Origin of the sequence: Pseudomonas palleroniana (genome assembly GCF_022836895.1) — a bacterium.
Taxonomy (GTDB): domain Bacteria; phylum Pseudomonadota; class Gammaproteobacteria; order Pseudomonadales; family Pseudomonadaceae; genus Aquipseudomonas; species Aquipseudomonas palleroniana.
Genome location: NZ_CP092411.1, coordinates 1,031,433 through 1,051,991 on the forward strand (window position 1 = coordinate 1,031,433; position 20,559 = coordinate 1,051,991).

A 20,559-nucleotide genomic window follows, 5' to 3' on the forward strand; every position below is an offset into this window, starting at 1 on the left:
ACAGACTCGGCGTTACGCCAGTATCAGGCACCCATCACTGTCCGAATATCCGCGGCTAATTCTCTTACACGCTCCTCCTCGGTATCCCACGCACACATGAAGCGTGCGCCGCCTTTGCCGATGAAGGTGTAGAAGCGCCAGCCCTTGGCCGTCAGTGCGGCAATGGCTGGTTCCGAGAGTTGCAGGAAGACGCCGTTGGCCTGCACCGGGAACATCAGTTCAACCCCCGGAATATCCGCCACCAGGCTGCTCAGCAATTGTGCGCAGTGGTTGGCGTGCCGGGCATGCTTGAGCCAGGCGTCATTTTCCAGCAGGCCCACCCAGGGGGCGGAGAGAAAGCGCATTTTCGAGGCCAGTTGGCCGGCCTGCTTGCAGCGGTAGTCGAAGTCTTCAGCCAGTTTGTGATTGAAGAACAGGATCGCCTCGCCTACGGCCATGCCGTTCTTGGTGCCGCCAAAGCACAATACGTCCACACCGGCTTTCCAGGTCAGGTCGGCGGGGGAGCAACCGAGGAAGGCGCAGGCGTTGGAGAAGCGCGCGCCGTCCATGTGCAGGTTCAGGCCCAATTCCTTGCAGGTGGCGCTGATGGCGCGGATTTCATCCGGAGTGTACACGCTGCCGACTTCGGTGGCCTGGGTCAGGGTTACCACGCGGGGTTTGGGGTAGTGGATGTCCTGGCGCTTGAGGGCGATCTCGCGGATGGATTCCGGGGTCAGCTTGCCATTTTCGGTGCGGGCGATGAGCAGCTTCGAGCCGTTGGAGAAAAACTCCGGCGCACCGCACTCGTCGGTTTCGACGTGGGCGGTTTCCGAGCAAATCACGCTATGGTAGCTCTGGCACAGTGAAGATAGTGCCAGTGAGTTGGCTGCGGTGCCGTTGAAGGCGAAGAACACTTCGCAGTCGGTTTCGAACAGATTGCGGAAACCGTCGGCGGCGCGGTGGGTCCATTCATCATCGCCGTAGGCGCGTTGATGCCCCTGGTTGGCTTGTTCCATGGCGGCCCAGGCTTCCGGGCAGATGCCGGAGTAGTTGTCGCTGGCGAATTGTTGGCTCTTGTCGGTCATGGCCCATTCCTGTGGTCGATGTTGGTGCGCACTGTAACCAAGATTGTCGGGCATACGCACGCGCTGTAAATGCAGAGTCACTGGGGAATTATGCACGGTACTGAAACGATGGCTGTCGGACGTGTCCGCGATGGCGCTCTGGACCTGCTCAAGTGGCTGGCGCTGCTGAGCATGGTGCTGGATCACCTGCGCTATGTCGGCTTAAGCCTGGATGGCTTGTATGTGCCGGGGCGCCTGGCGTTCCCGTGGTTTTGCCTGGCGATTGCGGCGAATCTGCATCGGGGCCGCGACCTGCCGGCAAGAGGCCGCTGGCGCTACCTGGGCTGGTTGTTGCTGTTCAGCGTGATCAGCGAAGTGCCGTATCGGTTGTTTATCGAGGATGCCGATACGTTGAATGTGCTGCCAACCTTGGCGCTGGGTTTGCTGGTTGCTCGAGGATGGCAGCAAAAGGGCCGGGTTGATCGAGGCATGGCGCTGATCGCCGTCACGATAGCCGCCCTGTTTTCAAGCCACTTAATGTTCGGTTTCTTTGGTGTATTGCTGCCATTGGTGATGCTGCTGGTGTTCCGTCGCCGATGGTATTTCAGTGTATTGCCGGGCTTGGTCTGCGTGGCCGCCAACCAATGGCAGATATTGCTCGATAACGGCACGCCGGTTGCGCTGATGGGATTGGTTGCCTGCCTGATTGCGCCACTGGCGGGCCTGGTCTTATTGCGACACGCCAAAAACGCCTCGCCGCCCGCCATGCGCCGCTGGGCCTATACCCTCTATCCCGTGCATTTCCTGCTGCTGCTACTCGTTCGTCAAACTATCGCCTAACCCCTTGTGGGAGGGGGCTTGCTCCCGATAGCGGTGTGTCAGCCACTGCATTTGCAAGCTGGCCCACCGCTATCGGGAGCAAGCCCCCTCCCACATTTTTTCTGTGTTGTTCGGGCCATGTCGTAAACGCACCTTTGCGTGGCGTGCGTAGGCATTTGACCTGTCTGCGCCAGCCCTACCATCGCATCAAAGGGCCTGTATGGGCCTCACCAATACGAAAGGCTGGGAGAGACGCGATGTTCAGCAAACAAGACCAGATCCAGGGATATGACGACGCACTGCTGGCGGCCATGAATGCCGAGGAGCAGCGCCAGGAAGATCATATCGAGCTGATCGCGTCAGAGAACTACACCAGCAAACGCGTGATGCAAGCCCAGGGCAGTGGCTTGACCAACAAATACGCCGAAGGCTACCCGGGCAAGCGCTACTACGGCGGCTGCGAGCACGTGGACAAGGTGGAAGCCCTGGCCATCGAGCGCGCCAAGCAACTGTTCGGTGCCGATTACGCCAACGTACAGCCGCACTCCGGTTCGTCCGCCAACAGCGCGGTGTACCTGGCCCTGCTGCAAGCGGGCGATACCATTCTGGGCATGAGCCTGGCCCACGGCGGCCACCTGACCCACGGTGCCAAGGTGTCGTCCTCGGGCAAGCTGTACAACGCGGTGCAATACGGCATCAACACCGACACCGGCCTGATCGACTACGACGAAGTCGAGCGTCTGGCGGTTGAGCACAAACCGAAGATGATCGTTGCAGGCTTTTCCGCCTACTCCAAGACTCTGGATTTCCCACGTTTTCGTCAGATCGCCGACAAAGTCGGCGCGCTGCTGTTCGTCGACATGGCTCACGTTGCCGGCCTGGTTGCCGCTGGCCTGTACCCCAACCCGCTGCCGTACGCTGACGTGGTGACCACCACCACCCACAAGACCCTGCGCGGTCCACGGGGCGGTCTGATCCTGGCCAAGTCCAACGAAGAAATCGAAAAGAAACTCAACGCTGCCGTATTCCCCGGCGCCCAGGGCGGCCCGCTGATGCACGTCATCGCCGGCAAGGCAGTGTGCTTCAAGGAAGCGCTGGAACCTGGTTTCAAGGCTTATCAGCAACAAGTGATCGACAACGCACAGGCCATGGCCAGCGTGTTTATCAAACGCGGCTACGATGTAGTGTCCGGCGGTACCGATAACCACCTGTTCCTGGTCAGCCTGATCCGTCAGGGCCTTACCGGCAAAGAGGCGGACGCCGCCCTGGGCCGCGCCCACATCACCGTCAACAAGAACGCCGTGCCGAACGACCCGCAGTCGCCCTTCGTGACCTCGGGCCTGCGCATCGGCACCCCGGCGGTGACCACGCGTGGTTTCAAAGTGCCGCAGTGCATCGAGCTGGCCGGCTGGATCTGCGACATCCTCGACAACCTCGGCGATGCCGATGTCGAGGCCAACGTGGCCAAGCACGTGTCTGCCCTGTGCGCTGATTTCCCGGTTTATCGCTGAGCGCGGTTTTGGAGTAATGACTATGCAACGCTACTCGGGCTTCGGCCTCTTCAAGCACTCCCTCAGCCACCACGAAAACTGGCAGAAGATGTGGCGCACGCCGACCCCGAAAAAGGTCTACGACGTGGTCATCGTCGGCGGTGGCGGGCATGGTCTGGCGACCGCCTACTACCTGGCCAAGGAACACGGCATCACCAATGTGGCGGTGGTCGAGAAAGGTTGGTTGGGCGGCGGCAACACCGCGCGCAACACCACCATCGTGCGTTCCAACTACCTGTGGGACGAGTCGGCGCACCTGTACGAACACGCGATGAAGCTGTGGGAAGGTTTGTCCCAGGACCTGAACTACAACGTGATGTTCTCCCAGCGCGGCGTGTACAACCTGTGCCACACCCTGCAGGACATCCGTGATTCCGAACGTCGTGTGAGCGCCAACCGCCTTAACGGCGTGGACGGCGAACTGCTCAACGCCAAGCAAGTGGCCGACGAGATCCCGTACCTCGACTGCTCGAAAAACACCCGTTACCCGGTACTCGGTGCCACCGTGCAACGGCGTGGCGGCGTGGCCCGTCACGATGCCGTGGCCTGGGGCTTTGCCCGTGCGGCTGACGCACTCGGCGTGGACTTGATCCAGCAGACCGAAGTCATCGGTTTCCGCAAGGAAAACGGTGTGTGCATCGGCGTGGAAACCAACAAGGGCTTCATCGGCGCCAAGCGCGTCGGTGTGGTCACCGCCGGTAACTCCGGGCACATGGCGTCGCTCGCCGGTTTCCGCCTGCCGATCGAATCCCACCCGCTGCAGGCACTGGTGTCGGAGCCGATCAAGCCGATTATCGACAGCGTGATCATGTCCAACGCCGTACACGGTTACATCAGCCAGTCCGACAAGGGCGACCTGGTGATCGGCGCCGGCATCGACGGCTACAACGGCTACGGCCAGCGCGGTTCGTACCCGGTGATCGAACACACTATCCAGGCCATCGTCGAGATGTTCCCGGTGCTGTCGCGCGTGCGCATGAACCGTCAGTGGGGCGGCATCGTCGACACCACGCCGGACGCGTGCCCGATCATTTCGAAAACCCCGGTACCGAACATGTTCTTCAACTGCGGCTGGGGCACCGGCGGCTTCAAGGCCACCCCAGGCTCAGGCAACGTGTTCGCCGCAAGCCTGGCCAAGGGTGAAATGCACCCGCTGGCCGCGCCATTCTCCATCGACCGTTTCCACAACGGTGCGTTGATCGACGAACACGGCGCTGCGGCCGTCGCCCACTAACAGGAGAAACTCCCTATGTTGCATATCTTCTGTCCTCACTGTGGCGAACTGCGCTCCGAAGAGGAATTCCATGCGTCCGGCCAAGCGCACATCCCGCGCCCGCTGGACCCGAATGCCTGCACCGATGAAGAGTGGGGCGACTACATGTTCTTCCGCGACAACCCGCGCGGCCTGCACCATGAGCTGTGGATTCACGCCGCCGGTTGCCGCCAGTATTTCAACGCCACCCGCGATACCGTGACTTACGAAATTCTTGAAACCTACAAGATCGGTGAGAAGCCACAATTCACCGCCAAGGCCTCTGGAGAGAAGGTATGAGCCAGACCAATCGCCTGTCCAACGGTGGCCGCATCGACCGTAATAAAGTCCTGACGTTTACCTTCAATGGCCAGAGCTACAAGGGCTTCGAAGGCGACACCCTGGCCGCTGCACTGCTGGCCAATGGTGTCGACATCATCGGCCGCAGTTTCAAATATTCGCGTCCACGCGGCATCTTCGCCGCCGGCGCCGAAGAGCCGAACGCGGTGCTGCAGATCGGTGCCACCGAAGCCACCCAGATTCCCAACGTGCGCGCCACGCAACAGGCGCTGTACCAGGGCCTCGTCGCCACCAGCACCAACGGTTGGCCGAGCGTGAACAACGACATGATGGGCATTCTCGGCAAGGTCGGCGGCAAGCTGATGCCGCCGGGTTTCTACTACAAAACCTTCATGTACCCCCAATCGTTCTGGATGACTTACGAGAAGTACATCCGCAAGGCTGCCGGCCTGGGTCGCTCGCCGACCGAGAACGACCCGGACACCTACGACAACATGAACCGTCACTGCGACGTGCTGGTAGTGGGCGCAGGCCCTGCCGGCCTGGCCGCTGCACTGGCTGCCGCACGCAGCGGGGCGCGGGTGATCATTGCCGATGAGCAGGAAGAGTTCGGCGGTTCGCTGCTCGACTCCCGTGAAAGCCTCGACGGCAAGCCGGCCATGGAATGGGTCGCCAGCGTGATCGCCGAATTGAAAGCCTTGCCGGACGTGGTGCTGCTGCCTCGCGCTACCGTCAACGGCTACCACGACCATAACTTCCTGACCATTCACGAACGCCTCACCGACCACCTCGGTGACCGTGCGCCGGTGGGTGTAGTGCGTCAGCGTATCCATCGCGTACGGGCCAAGCGTGTCGTCCTCGCGACCGGTGCCTGCGAGCGCCCGCTGGTGTACGGCAACAACGACGTGCCGGGCAACATGCTCGCCGGTGCGGTCTCCACCTATGTGCGCCGCTACGGCGTGGCACCGGGCAAAAAACTGGTGCTGTCGACCAACAACGACCACGCCTACCGCGTGGCGCTGGACTGGTTCGACGCAGGCCTGCAAGTGGTGGCCGTGGCCGATGCACGCCACAACCCACGCGGCGCCCTGGTTGAAGAGGCCCGTGCCAAAGGCATCCGCATTCTCACCGGCAGCGCCGTGATTGAAGCGCGTGGCAGCAAGCATGTGACCGGCGCACGTGTGGCGGCCATCGACGTCAAGGCGCATAAAGTCACCAGCCCCGGCGAGTGGCTGGACTGCGACCTGGTCGCCAGCTCCGGTGGCTACAGCCCCGTGGTTCACTTGGCCTCGCACCTGGGCGGCAAGCCGACCTGGCGTGAAGACATCCTCGGTTTTGTACCGGGCGAAGCCCCGCAGAAACGGGTGTGTGTCGGCGGCATCAACGGCGTCTACAGCCTTGGCGATTCCCTGGCCGATGGTTTTGAAGGGGGCGTGCGCGCCGCCAGCGAAGCCGGGTTTGCACCCGTGGAAGGCACGCTGCCCAAGGCTTTGAGCCGTCTGGAAGAGCCGACCCTGGCGCTGTTCCAGGTGCCTCACGAAAAAGCCACCGCACGGGCGCCCAAGCAATTTGTCGACCTGCAGAACGACGTGACCGCCGCCGCCATCGAACTGGCGACCCGCGAAGGTTTCGAGTCGGTCGAGCACGTCAAACGCTACACCGCGCTGGGCTTCGGCACCGACCAGGGCAAGCTGGGTAACGTCAACGGCCTGGCGATTGCGGCGCGCTCCCTGAACGTGACCATCCCGCAGATGGGCACCACCATGTTCCGTCCCAACTACACGCCGGTGACATTCGGCGCAGTGGCGGGCCGTCACTGTGGGCACATCTTCGAACCGGTTCGCTACACCGCGCTGCACGCCTGGCACGTCAAGAACGGCGCCGAGTTTGAAGACGTCGGCCAATGGAAACGCCCGTGGTACTTCCCACGCAATGGCGAAGACCTGCACGCTGCGGTGAAACGCGAATGCCTGGCCGTGCGCGACAGCGTCGGCCTGCTGGATGCCTCCACCCTCGGCAAGATCGACATTCAAGGCCCGGATGCCCGCGAGTTCCTCAACCGCATCTACAGCAACGCCTGGACCAAGCTCGACGTGGGTAAGGCGCGCTACGGCCTGATGTGCAAGGAAGACGGTATGGTCTTCGACGACGGCGTCACCGCCTGTCTGGCCGACAACCACTTCCTGATGACCACCACCACCGGCGGCGCCGCGCGCGTTCTCCAGTGGCTGGAAATCTACCAACAGACCGAATGGCCGGACCTCAAGGTGTACTTCACCTCGGTCACCGACCACTGGGCGACCATGACCCTGTCCGGCCCCAACAGCCGCAAGCTGCTGGCCGAAGTCACCGACATCGACCTGGACAAGGACGGCTTCCCGTTCATGACCTGGAAAGAAGGTCTGGTGGGTGGGGTGCCGGCGCGGGTGTTCCGCATCTCGTTTACCGGCGAGCTGTCGTACGAAGTCAACGTACAGGCCGACTACGCGATGGGCGTGCTGGAAAAAATCGTCGAGGCCGGCAAGAAGTACAACCTGACCCCGTACGGCACCGAGACCATGCACGTACTGCGGGCCGAGAAGGGCTTCATCATCGTCGGCCAGGACACCGATGGCTCGATGACCCCTGACGACCTGAACATGGGCTGGTGTGTCGGGCGTACCAAGCCGTTCTCGTGGATCGGCTGGCGCGGCATGAACCGTGAAGACTGCGTGCGTGAAGAACGCAAGCAACTGGTGGGCTTGAAGCCGGTCGATCCAAAAGTGTGGCTGCCGGAAGGCGCGCAGTTGGTGTTCGATCCGAAACAGTCGATCCCGATGAAGATGGTCGGTCACGTGACCTCCAGCTATGCCCACAACTCCCTCGGTTATTCGTTCGCGATGGCGGTGGTCAAGGGCGGCTTGAAGCGTATCGGCGAGCGGGTGTTCTCACCGCAGGCCGATGGCAGCGTGATCGAAGCGGAGATTGTGTCTTCGGTGTTCTTTGACCCGAAAGGCGATCGCCAGAACATTTGACACCTGATCGTTCCCACGCGCTGCGTGGGGATGCATCCCGGGACGCGCGGCGTCCCAAGAGCGGACGCCGAGCGTCCATCGCGGCATTCCCACGCAGAGCGTGGGAACGATCAATTCAGAACAGGTGCTATATGACAGCAGCCAATGTTTACCAACAACGCCCCACTAACGGCGCCAAGGCCGAGTCGTCGCTGCACCATGCCGACCTCGCCAGCCTGGTCGGCAAGGGCCGTAAAAACGCAGGCGTTACCGTCCGCGAGAAAAAACTCCTGGGCCACCTGACCCTTCGTGGCGATGGGCATGACGCCGCCTTTGCCGCCGGCGTGCACAAGGCGCTTGGCATCGAGTTGCCCGGTGCCCTGCAAGTCATCGTCAAGGGCGAAACCAGCCTGCAATGGCTCGGCCCGGATGAGTGGTTGCTGGTGGTGCCCAGCGGTGAAGAGTTCGCCGCCGAGCAGAACCTGCGCGCCGCCCTGGGTGACCTGCATATCCAGGTCGTCAACGTCAGTGGCGGCCAGCAGATCCTCGAGCTCAGCGGCCCGAATGTGCGTGATGTGTTGATGAAGTCCACCAGCTATGACGTGCACCCCAACAACTTCCCGGTGGGCAAGGCCGTGGGCACGGTGTTTGCCAAGTCGCAATTGGTGATCCGCCACACCGCTGAAGACACCTGGGAACTGGTGATTCGTCGCAGCTTCTCGGATTACTGGTGGTTGTGGTTGCAGGATGCCTCGGCCGAATTCGGCCTCAGCGTAGTTGCATGATGATCGTTCCCACGCTCCGCGTGGGAATGCATCCCGGGATGCTCTGCGTCCCCAAGAGCGGACGCCGAGCGTCCATGGCGGCATTCCCACGCAGAGCGTGGGAACGATCAAGGAGTTACCCGATATGAGCCGCGCACCCGATACATGGATTTTGACCGCCGACTGCCCCAGCGTGCTCGGCACGGTGGACGCGGTCACCCGCTACCTGTTCGAACAGGGCTGCTATGTTACCGAGCACCACTCGTTCGATGACCGGCTTTCGGGCCGGTTCTTCATCCGTGTGGAGTTTCGCCAGCCAGACGGTTTTGACGAACAGGCCTTCCGCGATGGCTTGGCCACACGCGGTGAAGCCTTCGGCATGATCTTCGAGCTGACGGCGCCGAATTATCGGCCCAAAGTGGTGATCATGGTGTCCAAGGCCGATCACTGCCTCAACGACCTGTTGTATCGCCAGCGCATCGGCCAGTTGTCGATGGACGTGGTGGCGGTGGTGTCCAACCATCCCGATTTGAAACCCCTGGCCGACTGGCACCAGATTCCCTACTACCATTTCCCCCTCGACCCCAACGACAAGCCGTCCCAGGAGCGTCAGGTGTGGCAAGTGGTGGAAGACACCGGCGCTGAACTGGTGATCCTCGCGCGCTACATGCAAGTGCTGTCGCCGGAGCTGTGCCGCAAGCTGGACGGCAAGGCCATCAATATCCATCACTCGTTGCTACCCGGGTTCAAGGGCGCCAAGCCGTATCACCAGGCGTACAACAAAGGGGTGAAGTTGGTGGGGGCTACGGCGCATTACATCAACAACGATCTGGATGAAGGGCCGATCATCGCGCAGGGCGTGGAGGTGGTGGATCACAGCCATTATCCCGAGGACTTGATTGCCAAAGGGCGGGATATCGAAGGGCTGACCCTGGCGCGTGCGGTGGGGTATCACATTGAGCGGCGGGTATTTCTGAACGCCAATAGAACGGTGGTGCTCTGACTGACGCTATCGGGAGCAAGCCCCCTCCCACCCTGGAATTGTGAATACCTTCAAATGTGGGAGGGGGCTTGCCCCCGATGAGGCCCTCACTAACAACGCAAAAACAGCATCTGTACCCGAGCACTTAACGCGCTGCCTGCCTGGGCAACGTGGTTCCATAAAAACAACAGCGAGGTGAAAGCATGTCTGGTAATCGTGGTGTCGTGTATCTCGGCAACGGCAAGGTCGAAGTACAGAAAATCGACTATCCCAAAATGCAGGACCCCCGTGGCAGGAAGATTGAGCACGGCGTCATCCTGCGCGTGGTTTCCACCAATATCTGCGGCTCCGACCAACACATGGTGCGTGGCCGTACCACTGCCCAGACCGGCCTGGTGCTCGGTCACGAGATCACCGGCGAAGTGATCGAGAAGGGCAACGACGTCGAAAACCTGAAAATCGGCGACCTGGTTTCCGTCCCCTTCAACGTTGCCTGCGGCCGCTGCCGTTCCTGCAAAGAGCAGCACACCGGCGTGTGCCTGACCGTCAACCCGGCGCGTGCCGGTGGCGCCTACGGTTATGTCGACATGGGCGACTGGACCGGCGGCCAGGCCGAATACGTGCTGGTACCGTATGCCGATTTCAACCTGCTGAAACTGCCGGACCGTGACAAGGCCATGGAGAAAATCCGCGACCTGACTTGCCTCTCCGACATTCTGCCGACCGGCTACCACGGTGCCGTCACGGCGGGCGTTGGACCGGGCAGCACCGTATACATCGCGGGTGCCGGCCCAGTCGGTCTGGCCGCTGCCGCCTCCGCCCGCCTGCTGGGCGCGGCGGTGGTGATCATCGGTGACGTCAACCCGATCCGCCTGGCTCACGCCAAGGCCCAGGGTTTTGAAATTGCCGACCTGTCCAAAGACACGCCACTGCACGAGCAAATCGCCGCACTGTTGGGCGAGCCTGAAGTGGACTGCGCCGTCGATGCCGTAGGTTTCGAAGCCCGCGGTCACGGCCACGAAGGCGTGAAAGCCGAAGCTCCGGCCACCGTGCTCAACTCGTTGATGGGTGTCGTACGGGTGGCGGGCAAGATCGGGATTCCGGGCCTGTACGTCACCGAAGATCCAGGTGCGGTGGATGCCGCTGCGAAAATGGGCAGCCTGAGCATTCGCTTCGGCCTGGGCTGGGCCAAATCCCACAGCTTCCACACTGGGCAAACGCCCGTGATGAAGTACAACCGCCAACTGATGCAGGCGATCATGTGGGACCGTATCAACATTGCCGAAATCGTCGGCGTGCAGGTGATCAGCCTGGATGACGCGCCGCGTGGGTATGGCGAGTTCGATGCGGGCGTGCCAAAGAAATTTGTGATTGACCCGCACAAACTGTTCAGTGCGGCATAACGCGCAGTGAAAAAATGGCGACCCTCAGAGGTCGCCATTTTTTTGATCATTTAAGTGTCGACAGCCTCAGGTAGGGGTCGGCCACTTCCCCGTTTTTGACCACGCGATTGCCACCGTAATCACACAGCAGCGTGCCGTTGCGTTGATGGATGGCTTCGGGCCGCAGCGCGTATTCAGCGGCCAGGTAATCGTCGTCGGTTCCCGCCGTTTGCCCTGTCCATGTCCTGCCGTTGGCAGTGGCCGTGTATTGATAACCCTCGCCGTAACGCGGTGGCAGGTCAGGATCCGTGTAGGCCGTTGAGTGGATAGTTTTTGTGGCAGGGCATTGGTCGATGCCGGGAGGCGGGGGTGGCAGCAGCTGGGTGCGCGCCGCATAAAGCAGAAGGCCGATTACCATAGTTCTAACTCCTTGTTAACGGGTAAACCTCGCGGGTTGTCGGTACGCGGGAGGCCAACCTGAGTGGGAGTCTCTGGGCTTTCGTTCCTTCGCAAGCTGCTACTGGAGGTTACCTGAAACGCATAAGGGCGGTCCGAAGACCGCCCTTATGCGTTTGCTTGAACTATGGCGTTATCGAGCCGCCAGCGCCCCCTGGTACACCGTCGGCCCCGTCGGCTGCTTGCTGAGCGAGCCACCTTTGGTTTCTGCGCTCACCATCAATTCCACCGGCTTGCTGATGGATTCCTGTTGGCGAGGGTTGAGTCCGATAATGCCTTTGCCGTCTTCCGGCAACAGGCCCAGTGACACCGGTGTGCCGCCCTCGGGGATCGCCCACAGCTCCAGGCTGTGGTCCGGCGCAGGGGCGGTGGCAGCGATCGGCTGCACTTCCAGGTAATCCTTGTGCGCCATGATCTGCGCGGCCGGTTGTTGTTCGGTGGTGACCAGGGTGGCAGCGGATTTGACGCTGTCCTGGGTATAGAGGGCGCCGCCGATACCGGCAACCACCACTGCGCAGGCGCCGATGAACAGGCGAGGGCCGCTCCAGAATGAGGGTTTGTGCTCAATGACTTGGGGTTGGTTCGCAGTCATAAGTCTGTTCCTGACAAAATTTGTAGTCAGTTGATGGACCTTGCCAAGGGCGATGGGTTCCTGAACCCAACGATATGGGCGGCGCACCTCGTCGGAATTTTCCACAACTGCGGATGCAATATTTTCTGAACTAATCTGAGGGTGGGAACATTCCTTCAGGAGTGTCAGTCAAACGCCTGCTTTTTAGCTCTTACATTCTGAGGTTGTCTTGATGAAGATTTCACGCGGTTTTGCCCTGTCCTGCCTGTTGACCGTGGCCGCCAGCCCGGTGTTTGCCGCAGGCTTCAGCTTGGGCGATGTGGCCAATGCCGTTTCCGGCGCCCAGGGCAACAACAAGGCGGCTGCCGCAGCGCCAAGTTCCCAGACCGCCGGCCTGCTGCAGGCGCTGACCTCGCAACTGAACGTCACCCCGGAACAAGCGATTGGTGGCACCGGCGCGATGCTGGGCCTGGCCAAGAACCAATTGAGCGGCACTGACTATTCGCAACTGGGCAAGAGCGTTCCAGGCCTGGATAAGCTGGCGGGCACCAACTCCCTGGGCAGCCTGGGCGCGTTGAGCGGTATGCTCGGTCAGAGCGGCGGCAGCAAGACCAGCGGCCTGGACGGACTGCTGGGTAACGTGAAAGACACCAACGACCTGAACACCGCGTTCAGCGCCTTGGGCATGGACAGTGGGATGGTCGGCCAGTTTGCGCCGGTGATTCTCAAATACCTGGGCGACCAAGGCGTGGGCGGCTCCTTGCTGCAAAGCCTGGGCAGTGTCTGGGGCGGCTGACGCGATCAGATCCGAGGTGTTTTGAGAATGTGGTGCAACATTTTTCTTTGAACCGTATGGGATGTTTTACCACCCAGAGAGACCGTTCCGGGGCGCCGCAAGGCCCGGAGCGGATTCTTCAATTCATTCAGGTGAACATCTCATATGAACATTGCCCATGCATCGAGCCTCAATAACGCCTTTCAACTGATGGCCAGGGACACTGCGGTTGCATCCGCGCCAGGCAACGCCATTTATCAGGGAACACAGGCACAGGCGGATGCTGTTGCCAAGCAAGACACTATGGTTCGCGAGTACCGCCAGCCCTTGGGCGGGTGCCCGAGCGACACCCCTTCAGCGGAGGAGGTGGGACCGGCCATGCGGCCCACCGTGAATCCATTGGACATTTACAAGCCTATGTCGGACGAAGAGGCGATGGCTTGGTTGAAACCGGCGTTTATTCATCCCGGCAAGCTGACTGAAAAGCCTGCATCCCTTGGCCAGGCGATGCTGGAGATCAGGTCGCTTCTGCGCTAAGGCGCTGCTTGATCCGATAACAGCTGTTGTATGCGCTGGTCCTTCTCCTTCCAGAGCTGGTTCACCCAGTTCTGGACGGTCTGGCGAAAGGCCGGATCGTTCTCGTAATCGCCCTGCCACAACGCCGGGTCCAGTTCGCGCGTGCGGATATCGATGATCACCTTTGGTACTGCGCCGCTGATCAAATCCCAAAAGCCCGGAATCTTCTGCTGCGGATAGACCACGGTCACGTCGAGGATCGCGTCCAGCTGTTCGCCCATGGCGGCCAAAACAAACGCCACGCCGCCCGCCTTGGGCTTGAGCAACCGGGTGAAGGGTGAATCCTGCTGCTTGCGTTTGGCCTCGCTGAAGCGCGTACCTTCCAGATAGTTGACCACCGTCACCGGCTGGCGCTTGAACAGTTCGCAAGCCTGCCGGGTGATCTTCAAGTCCTGCCCCGCCAGTTCCGGATGCTTGGCCAGGAACGCCTTGGTGTAGCGTTTCATGAACGGGTAGTCCAGCGCCCACCACGCCAGGCCCAGGAAGGGCACCCAGATCAGTTCTTTTTTAAGGAAGAATTTGAAGAACGGCGTGCGCCGGTTCAACGTCTGGATCAACGCCGGAATATCGACCCAGGATTGGTGGTTGCTGATGACCAGGTAGGAAGTGTCACCGCGCAGGTCGGCGCCGCCGCGAATATCCCATTGGGTCGGGATGCACAGCGAAAAGATCAGTTTGTCGATCTCGGCCCAGGTTTCGGCAATCCACATCACCGCCCATGAGGCGTAGTCGCGAAAGCGACCGGGGGCCACCAGTTTGAGCAGGGCAAACACCATCAATGGCCCGAACAGCACCAGGGTGTTGAGCAGTAGCAGCAGTGTGACAAAACAGCCGGTGAGCAGGCGGCGCATAAGCAACTCTTGGGAGGGTTTGGCGGGCCATGATAAGCAAGCTGAGTCTAGAGGCCAAATCGCAAATCGCCGGACGAATGTTTCACAATGTGCCGGGTATGGTTGAGCGAGCTAACTAAGCAGCGCTTTTGCGGTCTAGAATCCGCCTACTTCTTTCGAGGAAATCACTCCGTGAAATTGCTCCTTGCCTCGCTTGCCCTGGTCGCCTTGCCTGTCATGGCCGCCGAACCGACCCTCTACGGTCGTTACGAATACATCCAGTTGCCGGAGATCGGCCAAACCTTCAAGGCCAAGATGGACACCGGTGCACTGACCGCGTCGCTGTCGGCGCGCAACATCGAGACCTTCCAGCGCGACGGCGACGACTGGGTGCGTTTCCGCCTCGGTGGCAAGGATGCGAGCGACAAGGTCTATGAACACAAGGTGTCGCGCATCAGCAAGATCAAGAGCCGCGCCGATGAGGACGAGGACAAGGACGAAGCCACCGTCGCCAAGCGCCCGGTTATCGATCTGGAAATGTGCCTGGGCAACGTCAAGCGCACGGTCGAGGTCAACCTGACCGACCGCAGCAGCTTCAACTACCCGCTGTTGATCGGCGCCAAGGCGCTGCGTGAATTCGGCGCAGCGGTAAACCCGGCGCGCCGTTACACTGCCGACAAACCCGACTGCTGATCGAGCTCATGCCCCACATCCTGATTGTCGAAGACGAAGCGGCGATTGCCGATACGCTGATATTCGCCTTGCAAGGCGAGGGGTTTGGCACTACCTGGCTGAGCCTCGGCCAGGAGGCGTTGGCTCATCAACGCCAGACCCCGGCGGACTTGATCATCCTCGACATCGGGCTGCCGGACATCAGCGGCTTTGAAACCTGCAAGCAACTGCGCCGCTTCACGGAAGTGCCGGTGATGTTTCTCAGTGCCCGGGATGCTGAAATCGACCGGGTAGTGGGGCTGGAGATCGGCGCCGACGATTATGTGGTCAAGCCGTTCAGCCCCCGGGAAGTGGCCGCGCGGGTCAAGGCGATTCTCAAACGGGTCGGCCCCAGCGTGGCGCCGACGTCATTCCAGATCGACCTGGAGCGTATGCAGATTCAGTATCGCGGCCAGCCGTTGAGCCTGACGCGCCACGAATTTCGCCTCTTGCAAAGCCTGCTGGAGCAACCCGAACGCGTCTTCAGCCGCGAGCAGTTGCTCGATGCGGTGGGCGTCCCCGCCGATGCCGGCTACGAGCGCAATATCGACAGCCATATCAAAAGCCTGCGCAGCAAGTTGCGCAATATTGCGGCGGATGCCGAACCGATCCAGACCCATCGCGGCCTGGGCTACAGCTATAGCCCGAGCCATAGCTGATGCGCCTGGGGCTGCGGATCTTCCTGGTGTACGCGTTGTTCATCGGCCTGACCGGCTACTTCGTGCTCAACACGGTGATGAAGGAAATCCGCCCCGGCGTGCGCCAGTCCACCGAAGAAACCCTGGTGGACACCGCCAACCTGCTGGCCGAGATCCTGCGCGATGACGTGAAGAACGGCACGCTCGGCGACAGCCATTGGCCGCAACTGCTCAAGGCTTACGGCAATCGCCAGCCAGGCGCGACCATCTGGGGGCTGCCGAAGAATCAGGTCAACCACCGTATCTACGTGACCGATGCCAAGGGCGTCGTGCTGCTCGACTCCAGCGGCGAAGCGGTGGGCCAGGATTATTCGCAATGGAACGACGTGTACCTGACCCTGCGCGGTGAGTATGGCGCCCGTTCCACCCGCAGCGATGCGGGCGATCCGGCCTCTTCGGTGATGCACGTCGGCGCGCCGATCCGCGACAACGGCCAGATCATCGGCGTGGTCACGGTGGCCAAACCTAACAGCTCGCTGCAGCCCTATGTCGACCGCACCGAACGCCGCCTGCTGTGGTACGGCGCCGGGCTGGTGGTCCTCGGCCTACTACTGGGCGCATTGCTGTCGTGGTGGGTGAGCGCGGCGTTAAGACGACTGACCGCTTACGCCGAGGCGGTCAGCGAAGGGCGGCGTGCCGAACTGCCGCATTACCGCGGTGGCGAGCTCAAGCAGTTGTCCACGGCGGTGGAACACATGCGCACGCAGTTGGAAGGCAAGGCCTATGTCGAACATTACGTACACACCCTGACCCATGAATTGAAAAGCCCCTTGGCGGCGATTCGTGGCGCGGCGGAGTTGCTGCAGGGCGATATGACCCGCGAGCAGCAGCAGCGCTTCGTTGGCAATATCGACAGTGAAAGTGCGCGCCTGCAGCAACTGATCGAACGCCTGCTGAACCTTGCGCAAGTCGAGCAACGCCAGGGCCTGGAAGAGCAGGCAAGCATCGCGCTGGCGGCGATGGTCGACGAAGTGCTCAAGGCACAATGCGCGCGCATCGAGGGCGCGGGCTTGCATGTCGAACAAGGGATTGCCACGGATGTGAAGGTGTTCGGTGAGCCCTTCCTGTTGCGCCAGGCCCTGGGCAATCTGCTGGATAATGCCTTGGACTTCACGCCACCCGGTGGCGCTCTACGGTTCAGCGCTCAAACGCGACACAACGACGTGCAGGTGAGCCTGTTCAACCAGGCGGCGCCGATTCCCGACTATGCGCTGCCACGTTTGAGCGAGCGCTTCTACTCGCTGCCACGCCCGGGCAGCGGGCGCAAAAGCACCGGCCTGGGTCTGAACTTTGTTGAAGAAGTGATGAAGCTGCATGGCGGCGCATTGCAGATCGGCAATGTGCCGGGCGGGGTGCAAGTGGTGCTGCATCTCCACACAGTCTCCACATTGCCCACATAAATCTCCCACACGCGCCGCGCAGTCTCTGCCTATCAAAAACAGGGAGAGACCCATGAACCGCAGTCTGCTTTTCAAACTGGGCGCGATTGCCCTGCTGATCGTGTTGTTGCTGATTCCGTTGCTGATGATCAACGGCATCATCAGCGACCGCCAGCAGCTGCGCGACGGCGTCTTGATGGACATTGCCCGTAGCTCCAGCTACAGCCAGCGCCTCACGGGCCCAGTGATGGTGGTGCCCTATCGCAAGACCGTGCGCGAGTGGAAACTCAATGAAAAGCTCAACAAGCGCTACGAGGAAGTCCGTGAAGAGCGCGGTCGTCTGTATTTCCTGCCGGACCGTTTTGAACTCGACGGCAAGGTACAGACCGAACTGCGCGCACGGGGCATCTATCAGGCGCGGCTGTTCCATGCCGACAGTCGTATCAATGGGCGTTTCGAGCTGCCTGCACAACTGGGCATCACCGAGGACTTTGCCGATTACCGCTTTGAAGCGGCGTTTCTGGCGGTCGGTATCAGCGATATTCGCGGCATCGAAAACGCGCTGAAGCTTGAGCTGGGTGGCCAGCGCCTGGACTTCGAGCCTGGCTCCCAAGTGGACTGGTTGGGGGAGGGCGTGCACGTGACACTGCCTGAGCTGGACAGCAAAAAAACCAGCGTGGTGGATTTCGCTTTTGACCTGCGCCTGCAAGGCACCGAGCAACTGCAAGTGGTTCCGGTGGGCAAGACCAGCCAAGTATCCCTGGCTTCCAACTGGCCGCATCCGAGCTTTATCGGCAATTTCCTGCCGGCCCAGCGCGAGGTCACCGACACGGGGTTCACCGCCAACTGGCAGACCTCGTTTTTCTCCACCAACCTGGAACAAGCCCTGCAAACCTGCCTGGACGAGCGGGGTTGTAACGACTTCAACAATCGCAGCTTTGGCGTGAACTTCATCGACCCGGTGGACCAGTACCTCAAGAGCGATCGTGCGATCAAATATGCGCTGCTGTTTATCGCGCTGACGTTTGCCGGGTTCTTCCTGTTCGAAGTGCTCAAGAGCCTGGCGGTGCACCCGGTTCAATACGCCTTGGTGGGCTTTGCGCTGGCGTTCTTTTACCTGCTGCTGTTGTCATTGTCCGAGCACATAGGCTTCGCCATGGCCTATCTGTGCTCTGCCGGCGCCTGCGTGTTGCTGATCGGCTTCTACGTGTGTCATGTGCTGCGCAGCATCAGTCACGGCCTGGGTTTTTCGGCGGGGCTCGCAGCCTTGTACGGCTTGTTGTACGGGCTGTTGAGCGCCGAGGATTACGCGTTGCTGATGGGCTCGCTGCTGCTGTTCGGGTTGTTGGGGACGGTGATGGTGCTGACACGCAAGCTGGATTGGTATGGTGTGGGCAAGCGCAAGGTCGCCGAACCCTTGCAGTTTGACCTGGAGGCGGTGCAATGATCGGGTTACGCGAGGATCAACAAATCAAGGCGCAGTTGGTGGCGAGGATCATGGCCTTTCTTCCCTCGCCACCGATTCACCGGGTCAAACCGGCGGTTGGGTTTGCTGCATCGAAGGGCGCTGGCTGACCTCGGCGTACCATTGGGCAAGTTTCGGGTTGTCCAGGCGCCATTGCAGGTCTGGGTGGCGGAAGTCCAGATAACCCAAGGCGCAGGCCACGCTGATGGCGGCGATGTCGAAGTGGGCGGCGAGTTCGCCAAGCGCATTCGCCTCCCATTCGGCGAGGGTGCGGCGGATTTTGTTGCGTTGCTCATCGAGCCATTGGTCCCAATGCTTCTCGACCGGCCGCATGGCGGTTTCGTAGCGCACCAGCACGGCGGCGTCCATGACGCCGTCGGCCATCGAGGCCAGGGTCAGGCGACGCCAGCGAGCGGCGCCCTCGCGGGGGATCAGCGGGGTGCCAGCGTGCTGATGGTCGAAGTAGTCGAGGATCACTCGGCTGTCGTGCAGCACCGAGCCGTCGGCCAGGCGCAGGGCCGGGATCTTGCCCACGGGGTTGTCTTGCACCAGTTGCGCATCGGGGTTGACCGGTGTCGGCAGGCAGCCTTGCAGGGTGACGCGGTCTTGTTGACCGGTCTCGCTCAGTAACACGCGGACTTTGCGAACAAACGGTGAGGCAGGGTTGTGGAACAAGGTCAGGCTGGGCGCGGACATTGGGCATTCCTCGAAAAAGGGCAGCGCTAATCTAGCTCAGCGTTTGATCAAAGCCCAAGCACCGATTGCAGCAGGAACCCCCAGCCCTGCCCAGCTCAACGAATCCCACCACCCGTCCCCCAGCAATGCGGCAAACAACCCGGCGGCACTGAGCAGGCCAATCCCCAGCGGCATGGCAAATACCTTCCAGAAATTCGATTGACGCGGCTTCATGGCCGAGCCGCCTTGCGCCGCACGATCCACAGGTAAACCCCACTGCCCAGCACGATGATGGTCAGCACATCCAACACGGCCCAGAGGACTTTCATCGGCATACCGCCGTAGTCGCCGAAGTGCAACGGTTGGGACATGCCCATGGCGTCCATGTACCACGGCCGTTCGGCGATGGCGGTGACGGCCAGGGTGCTGGCATCGATCAGTACCGGCGTGAGCAGGTGCGAGGTCAGATGGGTGCTGCCTTTCATGAACACCGCGTAATGGTGCTCGCTGGAAAAACGCGTGCCGGGGAAGGCAATGAAGTCCGGCGTCATGCCGGGCGCGGCCTTGGCGGCAATGCTCAGCAGGTCGCTGGCGGGTGCTCGTTGGCTCAGCGGCGGCGCGTTTTGGTAGGGCTCGATCATGGCGCTGAGACTGTCCTGACGCCAGGCGGCGATGATCAGGTCGGCGCAGGCGCTGATCACACCTGTGACGCCCACCACCAGCGCCCAGGTCAGGGTGACCACGCCGATCAGGTTGTGCAGGTCCAGCCAGCGCAGGCGCGTGGATTTGTCGTTGCGCACGGTGGCGAATTTCAAGCGGCGCATGAACGGCAGGTACAACACCGTGCCCGAGATAATCGCCAACACAAACAGCACGCCCATGAACGCCAACAGCAGCTTGCCCGGCAGGCCGGCGAACATGTCTACGTGCAGGCGCAGCAGGAACAGGGTGAACCCCCCATTGGCCGCCGGGGTTTCCACGGCTTCGCCGGTGCGGGCGTCGAGCATGAAGGTGTGGGACGCATTGGGCTCGGTGCCGGCCGTGGCGGCCATGATCGCAATCACGCCATTTTTATCGTCTTCGTCCCAGGCCAGGTATTGCATGGCGTCGCCGGGGCGATGGGCTTGCGCTGCGCTGACCAGTTGCTCCAGGTTGAGCTGCGGCGTGTCGGCAGGCATTTGCGCCAATTGCGGCTCGTTGCCCAGCAGATGATCGATCTCATGGTGAAACACCAGCGGCAATCCGGTGAGGGCGAGCATCAGCAGAAATACCGTGCAGATCAGGCTGGTCCAGGTGTGGATGAAGGACCAGCGGCGGATGGTTGTGCTTTTCATGTTC

Annotated in this window: 21 protein-coding genes; 14 read left to right on the top strand and 7 right to left on the bottom strand. The window is 61.3% G+C overall.

Features of this window, described 5'->3' with window-relative positions; translation table 11 throughout:
- Window positions 1-23: 23 nt before the first annotated feature.
- Window positions 24-1,064 carry a threonine aldolase family protein gene (locus MJP36_RS04550; protein WP_060753363.1) on the bottom strand — a complete coding sequence of 347 codons (1,041 nt, stop codon included), beginning with the start codon at window positions 1,062-1,064 and terminating at the stop codon, window positions 24-26.
- 90 nt (window positions 1,065-1,154) lie between these two features.
- Between MJP36_RS04550 and MJP36_RS04555 the strand changes: the two genes are divergently transcribed.
- The 8 genes from MJP36_RS04555 to fdhA all read left to right on the top strand — a co-directional run bounded on the left by MJP36_RS04555 (window position 1,155) and on the right by fdhA (window position 11,106).
- Window positions 1,155-1,883 carry a TraX family protein gene (locus tag MJP36_RS04555; RefSeq protein WP_104994878.1) on the top strand — a complete coding sequence of 243 codons (729 nt, stop codon included), beginning with the start codon at window positions 1,155-1,157 and terminating at the stop codon, window positions 1,881-1,883.
- A 236-nt stretch (window positions 1,884-2,119) separates the two neighbouring features.
- Window positions 2,120-3,373, top strand: a complete 1,254-nt coding sequence (glyA, locus tag MJP36_RS04560; RefSeq protein ID WP_060753361.1) for a serine hydroxymethyltransferase — start codon at window positions 2,120-2,122, stop codon at window positions 3,371-3,373.
- A 22-nt stretch (window positions 3,374-3,395) separates the two neighbouring features.
- Window positions 3,396-4,646 (top strand): sarcosine oxidase subunit beta, encoded by a 1,251-nt coding sequence (locus MJP36_RS04565; protein ID WP_010207084.1) that lies wholly within the window; start codon window positions 3,396-3,398, stop codon window positions 4,644-4,646.
- Window positions 4,647-4,661: 15 nt separating this feature from the next.
- Window positions 4,662-4,964 carry a sarcosine oxidase subunit delta gene (locus tag MJP36_RS04570; protein WP_027605979.1) on the top strand — a complete coding sequence of 101 codons (303 nt, stop codon included), beginning with the start codon at window positions 4,662-4,664 and terminating at the stop codon, window positions 4,962-4,964.
- The gene (locus MJP36_RS04575) at window positions 4,961-7,978 is read left to right on the top strand and encodes a sarcosine oxidase subunit alpha (RefSeq protein ID WP_104994877.1); all 3,018 of its coding nucleotides are present in this window, start codon (window positions 4,961-4,963) and stop codon (window positions 7,976-7,978) included. The genes MJP36_RS04570 and MJP36_RS04575 overlap by 4 nt, the downstream gene beginning before the upstream one ends.
- A gap of 131 nt (window positions 7,979-8,109) precedes the next feature.
- Window positions 8,110-8,742: a sarcosine oxidase subunit gamma gene (locus tag MJP36_RS04580; protein ID WP_090368355.1), complete on the top strand. Its 633-nt coding sequence runs from the start codon at window positions 8,110-8,112 to the stop codon at window positions 8,740-8,742.
- A gap of 124 nt (window positions 8,743-8,866) precedes the next feature.
- On the top strand, window positions 8,867-9,724 hold the full coding sequence (gene purU, locus MJP36_RS04585; RefSeq protein WP_005792124.1) for a formyltetrahydrofolate deformylase: 858 nt from the start codon (window positions 8,867-8,869) through the stop codon (window positions 9,722-9,724).
- Window positions 9,725-9,906: 182 nt separating this feature from the next.
- Window positions 9,907-11,106, top strand: a complete 1,200-nt coding sequence (fdhA, locus tag MJP36_RS04590; protein WP_060753358.1) for a formaldehyde dehydrogenase, glutathione-independent — start codon at window positions 9,907-9,909, stop codon at window positions 11,104-11,106.
- 46 nt (window positions 11,107-11,152) lie between these two features.
- Here the strand turns inward: fdhA and MJP36_RS04595 are convergent, their stop codons facing one another.
- Window positions 11,153-11,503: a hypothetical protein gene (locus MJP36_RS04595; protein WP_244384953.1), complete on the bottom strand. Its 351-nt coding sequence runs from the start codon at window positions 11,501-11,503 to the stop codon at window positions 11,153-11,155.
- Window positions 11,504-11,674: 171 nt separating this feature from the next.
- On the bottom strand, window positions 11,675-12,133 hold the full coding sequence (locus MJP36_RS04600) for an anti-sigma factor domain-containing protein (protein WP_060753357.1): 459 nt from the start codon (window positions 12,131-12,133) through the stop codon (window positions 11,675-11,677).
- A 211-nt stretch (window positions 12,134-12,344) separates the two neighbouring features.
- On the opposite strand from MJP36_RS04600, the gene MJP36_RS04605 reads away from it, so the two are divergent.
- Together MJP36_RS04605 and MJP36_RS04610 are read left to right on the top strand one after the other, a co-directional pair.
- The gene (locus MJP36_RS04605; protein WP_060753356.1) at window positions 12,345-12,908 is read left to right on the top strand and encodes a DUF2780 domain-containing protein; all 564 of its coding nucleotides are present in this window, start codon (window positions 12,345-12,347) and stop codon (window positions 12,906-12,908) included.
- 144 nt (window positions 12,909-13,052) lie between these two features.
- Window positions 13,053-13,424, top strand: a complete 372-nt coding sequence (locus MJP36_RS04610; RefSeq protein WP_244384954.1) for a hypothetical protein — start codon at window positions 13,053-13,055, stop codon at window positions 13,422-13,424.
- On the opposite strand, the gene MJP36_RS04615 is transcribed toward MJP36_RS04610, so the two are convergent.
- Window positions 13,421-14,314: an acyltransferase gene (locus MJP36_RS04615; RefSeq protein ID WP_198762662.1), complete on the bottom strand. Its 894-nt coding sequence runs from the start codon at window positions 14,312-14,314 to the stop codon at window positions 13,421-13,423. The two genes, MJP36_RS04610 and MJP36_RS04615, sit on opposite strands and share 4 nt — an antisense overlap.
- A 171-nt stretch (window positions 14,315-14,485) precedes the next feature.
- Here MJP36_RS04615 and rloA2 point away from each other — a divergent pair, with 171 nt between their 5' ends.
- Genes rloA2 through creD form a run of 4 tightly spaced genes read left to right on the top strand, consistent with a single transcriptional unit; the run spans window position 14,486 to window position 18,528 of the window.
- On the top strand, window positions 14,486-14,986 hold the full coding sequence (gene rloA2, locus MJP36_RS04620; RefSeq protein WP_060753353.1) for a retropepsin-like aspartic peptidase RloA2: 501 nt from the start codon (window positions 14,486-14,488) through the stop codon (window positions 14,984-14,986).
- A gap of 8 nt (window positions 14,987-14,994) precedes the next feature.
- The gene (gene creB, locus MJP36_RS04625) at window positions 14,995-15,663 is read left to right on the top strand and encodes a two-component system response regulator CreB (protein ID WP_060753352.1); all 669 of its coding nucleotides are present in this window, start codon (window positions 14,995-14,997) and stop codon (window positions 15,661-15,663) included.
- On the top strand, window positions 15,663-17,102 hold the full coding sequence (creC, locus tag MJP36_RS04630) for a two-component system sensor histidine kinase CreC (protein ID WP_244384955.1): 1,440 nt from the start codon (window positions 15,663-15,665) through the stop codon (window positions 17,100-17,102). The genes creB and creC overlap by 1 nt, the downstream gene beginning before the upstream one ends.
- A 52-nt stretch (window positions 17,103-17,154) precedes the next feature.
- Complete coding sequence (gene creD / locus MJP36_RS04635) at window positions 17,155-18,528, top strand: cell envelope integrity protein CreD (RefSeq protein WP_244384956.1); 1,374 nt, start codon at window positions 17,155-17,157, stop codon at window positions 18,526-18,528.
- A gap of 84 nt (window positions 18,529-18,612) precedes the next feature.
- On the opposite strand, the gene MJP36_RS04640 is transcribed toward creD, so the two are convergent.
- Genes MJP36_RS04640 through MJP36_RS04650 form a run of 3 tightly spaced genes read right to left on the bottom strand, consistent with a single transcriptional unit; the run spans window position 18,613 to window position 20,555 of the window.
- The gene (locus tag MJP36_RS04640) at window positions 18,613-19,242 is read right to left on the bottom strand and encodes a glutathione S-transferase family protein (protein WP_205345391.1); all 630 of its coding nucleotides are present in this window, start codon (window positions 19,240-19,242) and stop codon (window positions 18,613-18,615) included.
- A gap of 36 nt (window positions 19,243-19,278) precedes the next feature.
- On the bottom strand, window positions 19,279-19,455 hold the full coding sequence (locus MJP36_RS04645; RefSeq protein WP_090368369.1) for a hypothetical protein: 177 nt from the start codon (window positions 19,453-19,455) through the stop codon (window positions 19,279-19,281).
- Window positions 19,452-20,555 (bottom strand): PepSY-associated TM helix domain-containing protein, encoded by a 1,104-nt coding sequence (locus tag MJP36_RS04650; RefSeq protein WP_244384957.1) that lies wholly within the window; start codon window positions 20,553-20,555, stop codon window positions 19,452-19,454. The genes MJP36_RS04645 and MJP36_RS04650 overlap by 4 nt, the downstream gene beginning before the upstream one ends.
- Between the last annotated feature and the right edge of the window lie 4 nt (window positions 20,556-20,559).

Bases quoted from the DNA above. Each gene is read 5' to 3' on its own strand.
- MJP36_RS04550 (WP_060753363.1), bottom strand. From the start codon at position 1,064: ATGACCGACAAGAGCCAACAATTCGCCAGCGACAACTACTCCGGCATC.
- MJP36_RS04555 (WP_104994878.1), top strand. From the start codon at position 1,155: ATGCACGGTACTGAAACGATGGCTGTCGGACGTGTCCGCGATGGCGCT.
- glyA (WP_060753361.1), top strand. From the start codon at position 2,120: ATGTTCAGCAAACAAGACCAGATCCAGGGATATGACGACGCACTGCTG.
- MJP36_RS04565 (WP_010207084.1), top strand. From the start codon at position 3,396: ATGCAACGCTACTCGGGCTTCGGCCTCTTCAAGCACTCCCTCAGCCAC.
- MJP36_RS04570 (WP_027605979.1), top strand. From the start codon at position 4,662: ATGTTGCATATCTTCTGTCCTCACTGTGGCGAACTGCGCTCCGAAGAG.
- MJP36_RS04575 (WP_104994877.1), top strand. From the start codon at position 4,961: ATGAGCCAGACCAATCGCCTGTCCAACGGTGGCCGCATCGACCGTAAT.
- MJP36_RS04580 (WP_090368355.1), top strand. From the start codon at position 8,110: ATGACAGCAGCCAATGTTTACCAACAACGCCCCACTAACGGCGCCAAG.
- purU (WP_005792124.1), top strand. From the start codon at position 8,867: ATGAGCCGCGCACCCGATACATGGATTTTGACCGCCGACTGCCCCAGC.
- fdhA (WP_060753358.1), top strand. From the start codon at position 9,907: ATGTCTGGTAATCGTGGTGTCGTGTATCTCGGCAACGGCAAGGTCGAA.
- MJP36_RS04595 (WP_244384953.1), bottom strand. From the start codon at position 11,503: ATGGTAATCGGCCTTCTGCTTTATGCGGCGCGCACCCAGCTGCTGCCA.
- MJP36_RS04600 (WP_060753357.1), bottom strand. From the start codon at position 12,133: ATGACTGCGAACCAACCCCAAGTCATTGAGCACAAACCCTCATTCTGG.
- MJP36_RS04605 (WP_060753356.1), top strand. From the start codon at position 12,345: ATGAAGATTTCACGCGGTTTTGCCCTGTCCTGCCTGTTGACCGTGGCC.
- MJP36_RS04610 (WP_244384954.1), top strand. From the start codon at position 13,053: ATGAACATTGCCCATGCATCGAGCCTCAATAACGCCTTTCAACTGATG.
- MJP36_RS04615 (WP_198762662.1), bottom strand. From the start codon at position 14,314: ATGCGCCGCCTGCTCACCGGCTGTTTTGTCACACTGCTGCTACTGCTC.
- creB (WP_060753352.1), top strand. From the start codon at position 14,995: ATGCCCCACATCCTGATTGTCGAAGACGAAGCGGCGATTGCCGATACG.
- creC (WP_244384955.1), top strand. From the start codon at position 15,663: ATGCGCCTGGGGCTGCGGATCTTCCTGGTGTACGCGTTGTTCATCGGC.
- creD (WP_244384956.1), top strand. From the start codon at position 17,155: ATGAACCGCAGTCTGCTTTTCAAACTGGGCGCGATTGCCCTGCTGATC.
- MJP36_RS04640 (WP_205345391.1), bottom strand. From the start codon at position 19,242: ATGTCCGCGCCCAGCCTGACCTTGTTCCACAACCCTGCCTCACCGTTT.
- MJP36_RS04645 (WP_090368369.1), bottom strand. From the start codon at position 19,455: ATGAAGCCGCGTCAATCGAATTTCTGGAAGGTATTTGCCATGCCGCTG.
- MJP36_RS04650 (WP_244384957.1), bottom strand. From the start codon at position 20,555: ATGAAAAGCACAACCATCCGCCGCTGGTCCTTCATCCACACCTGGACC.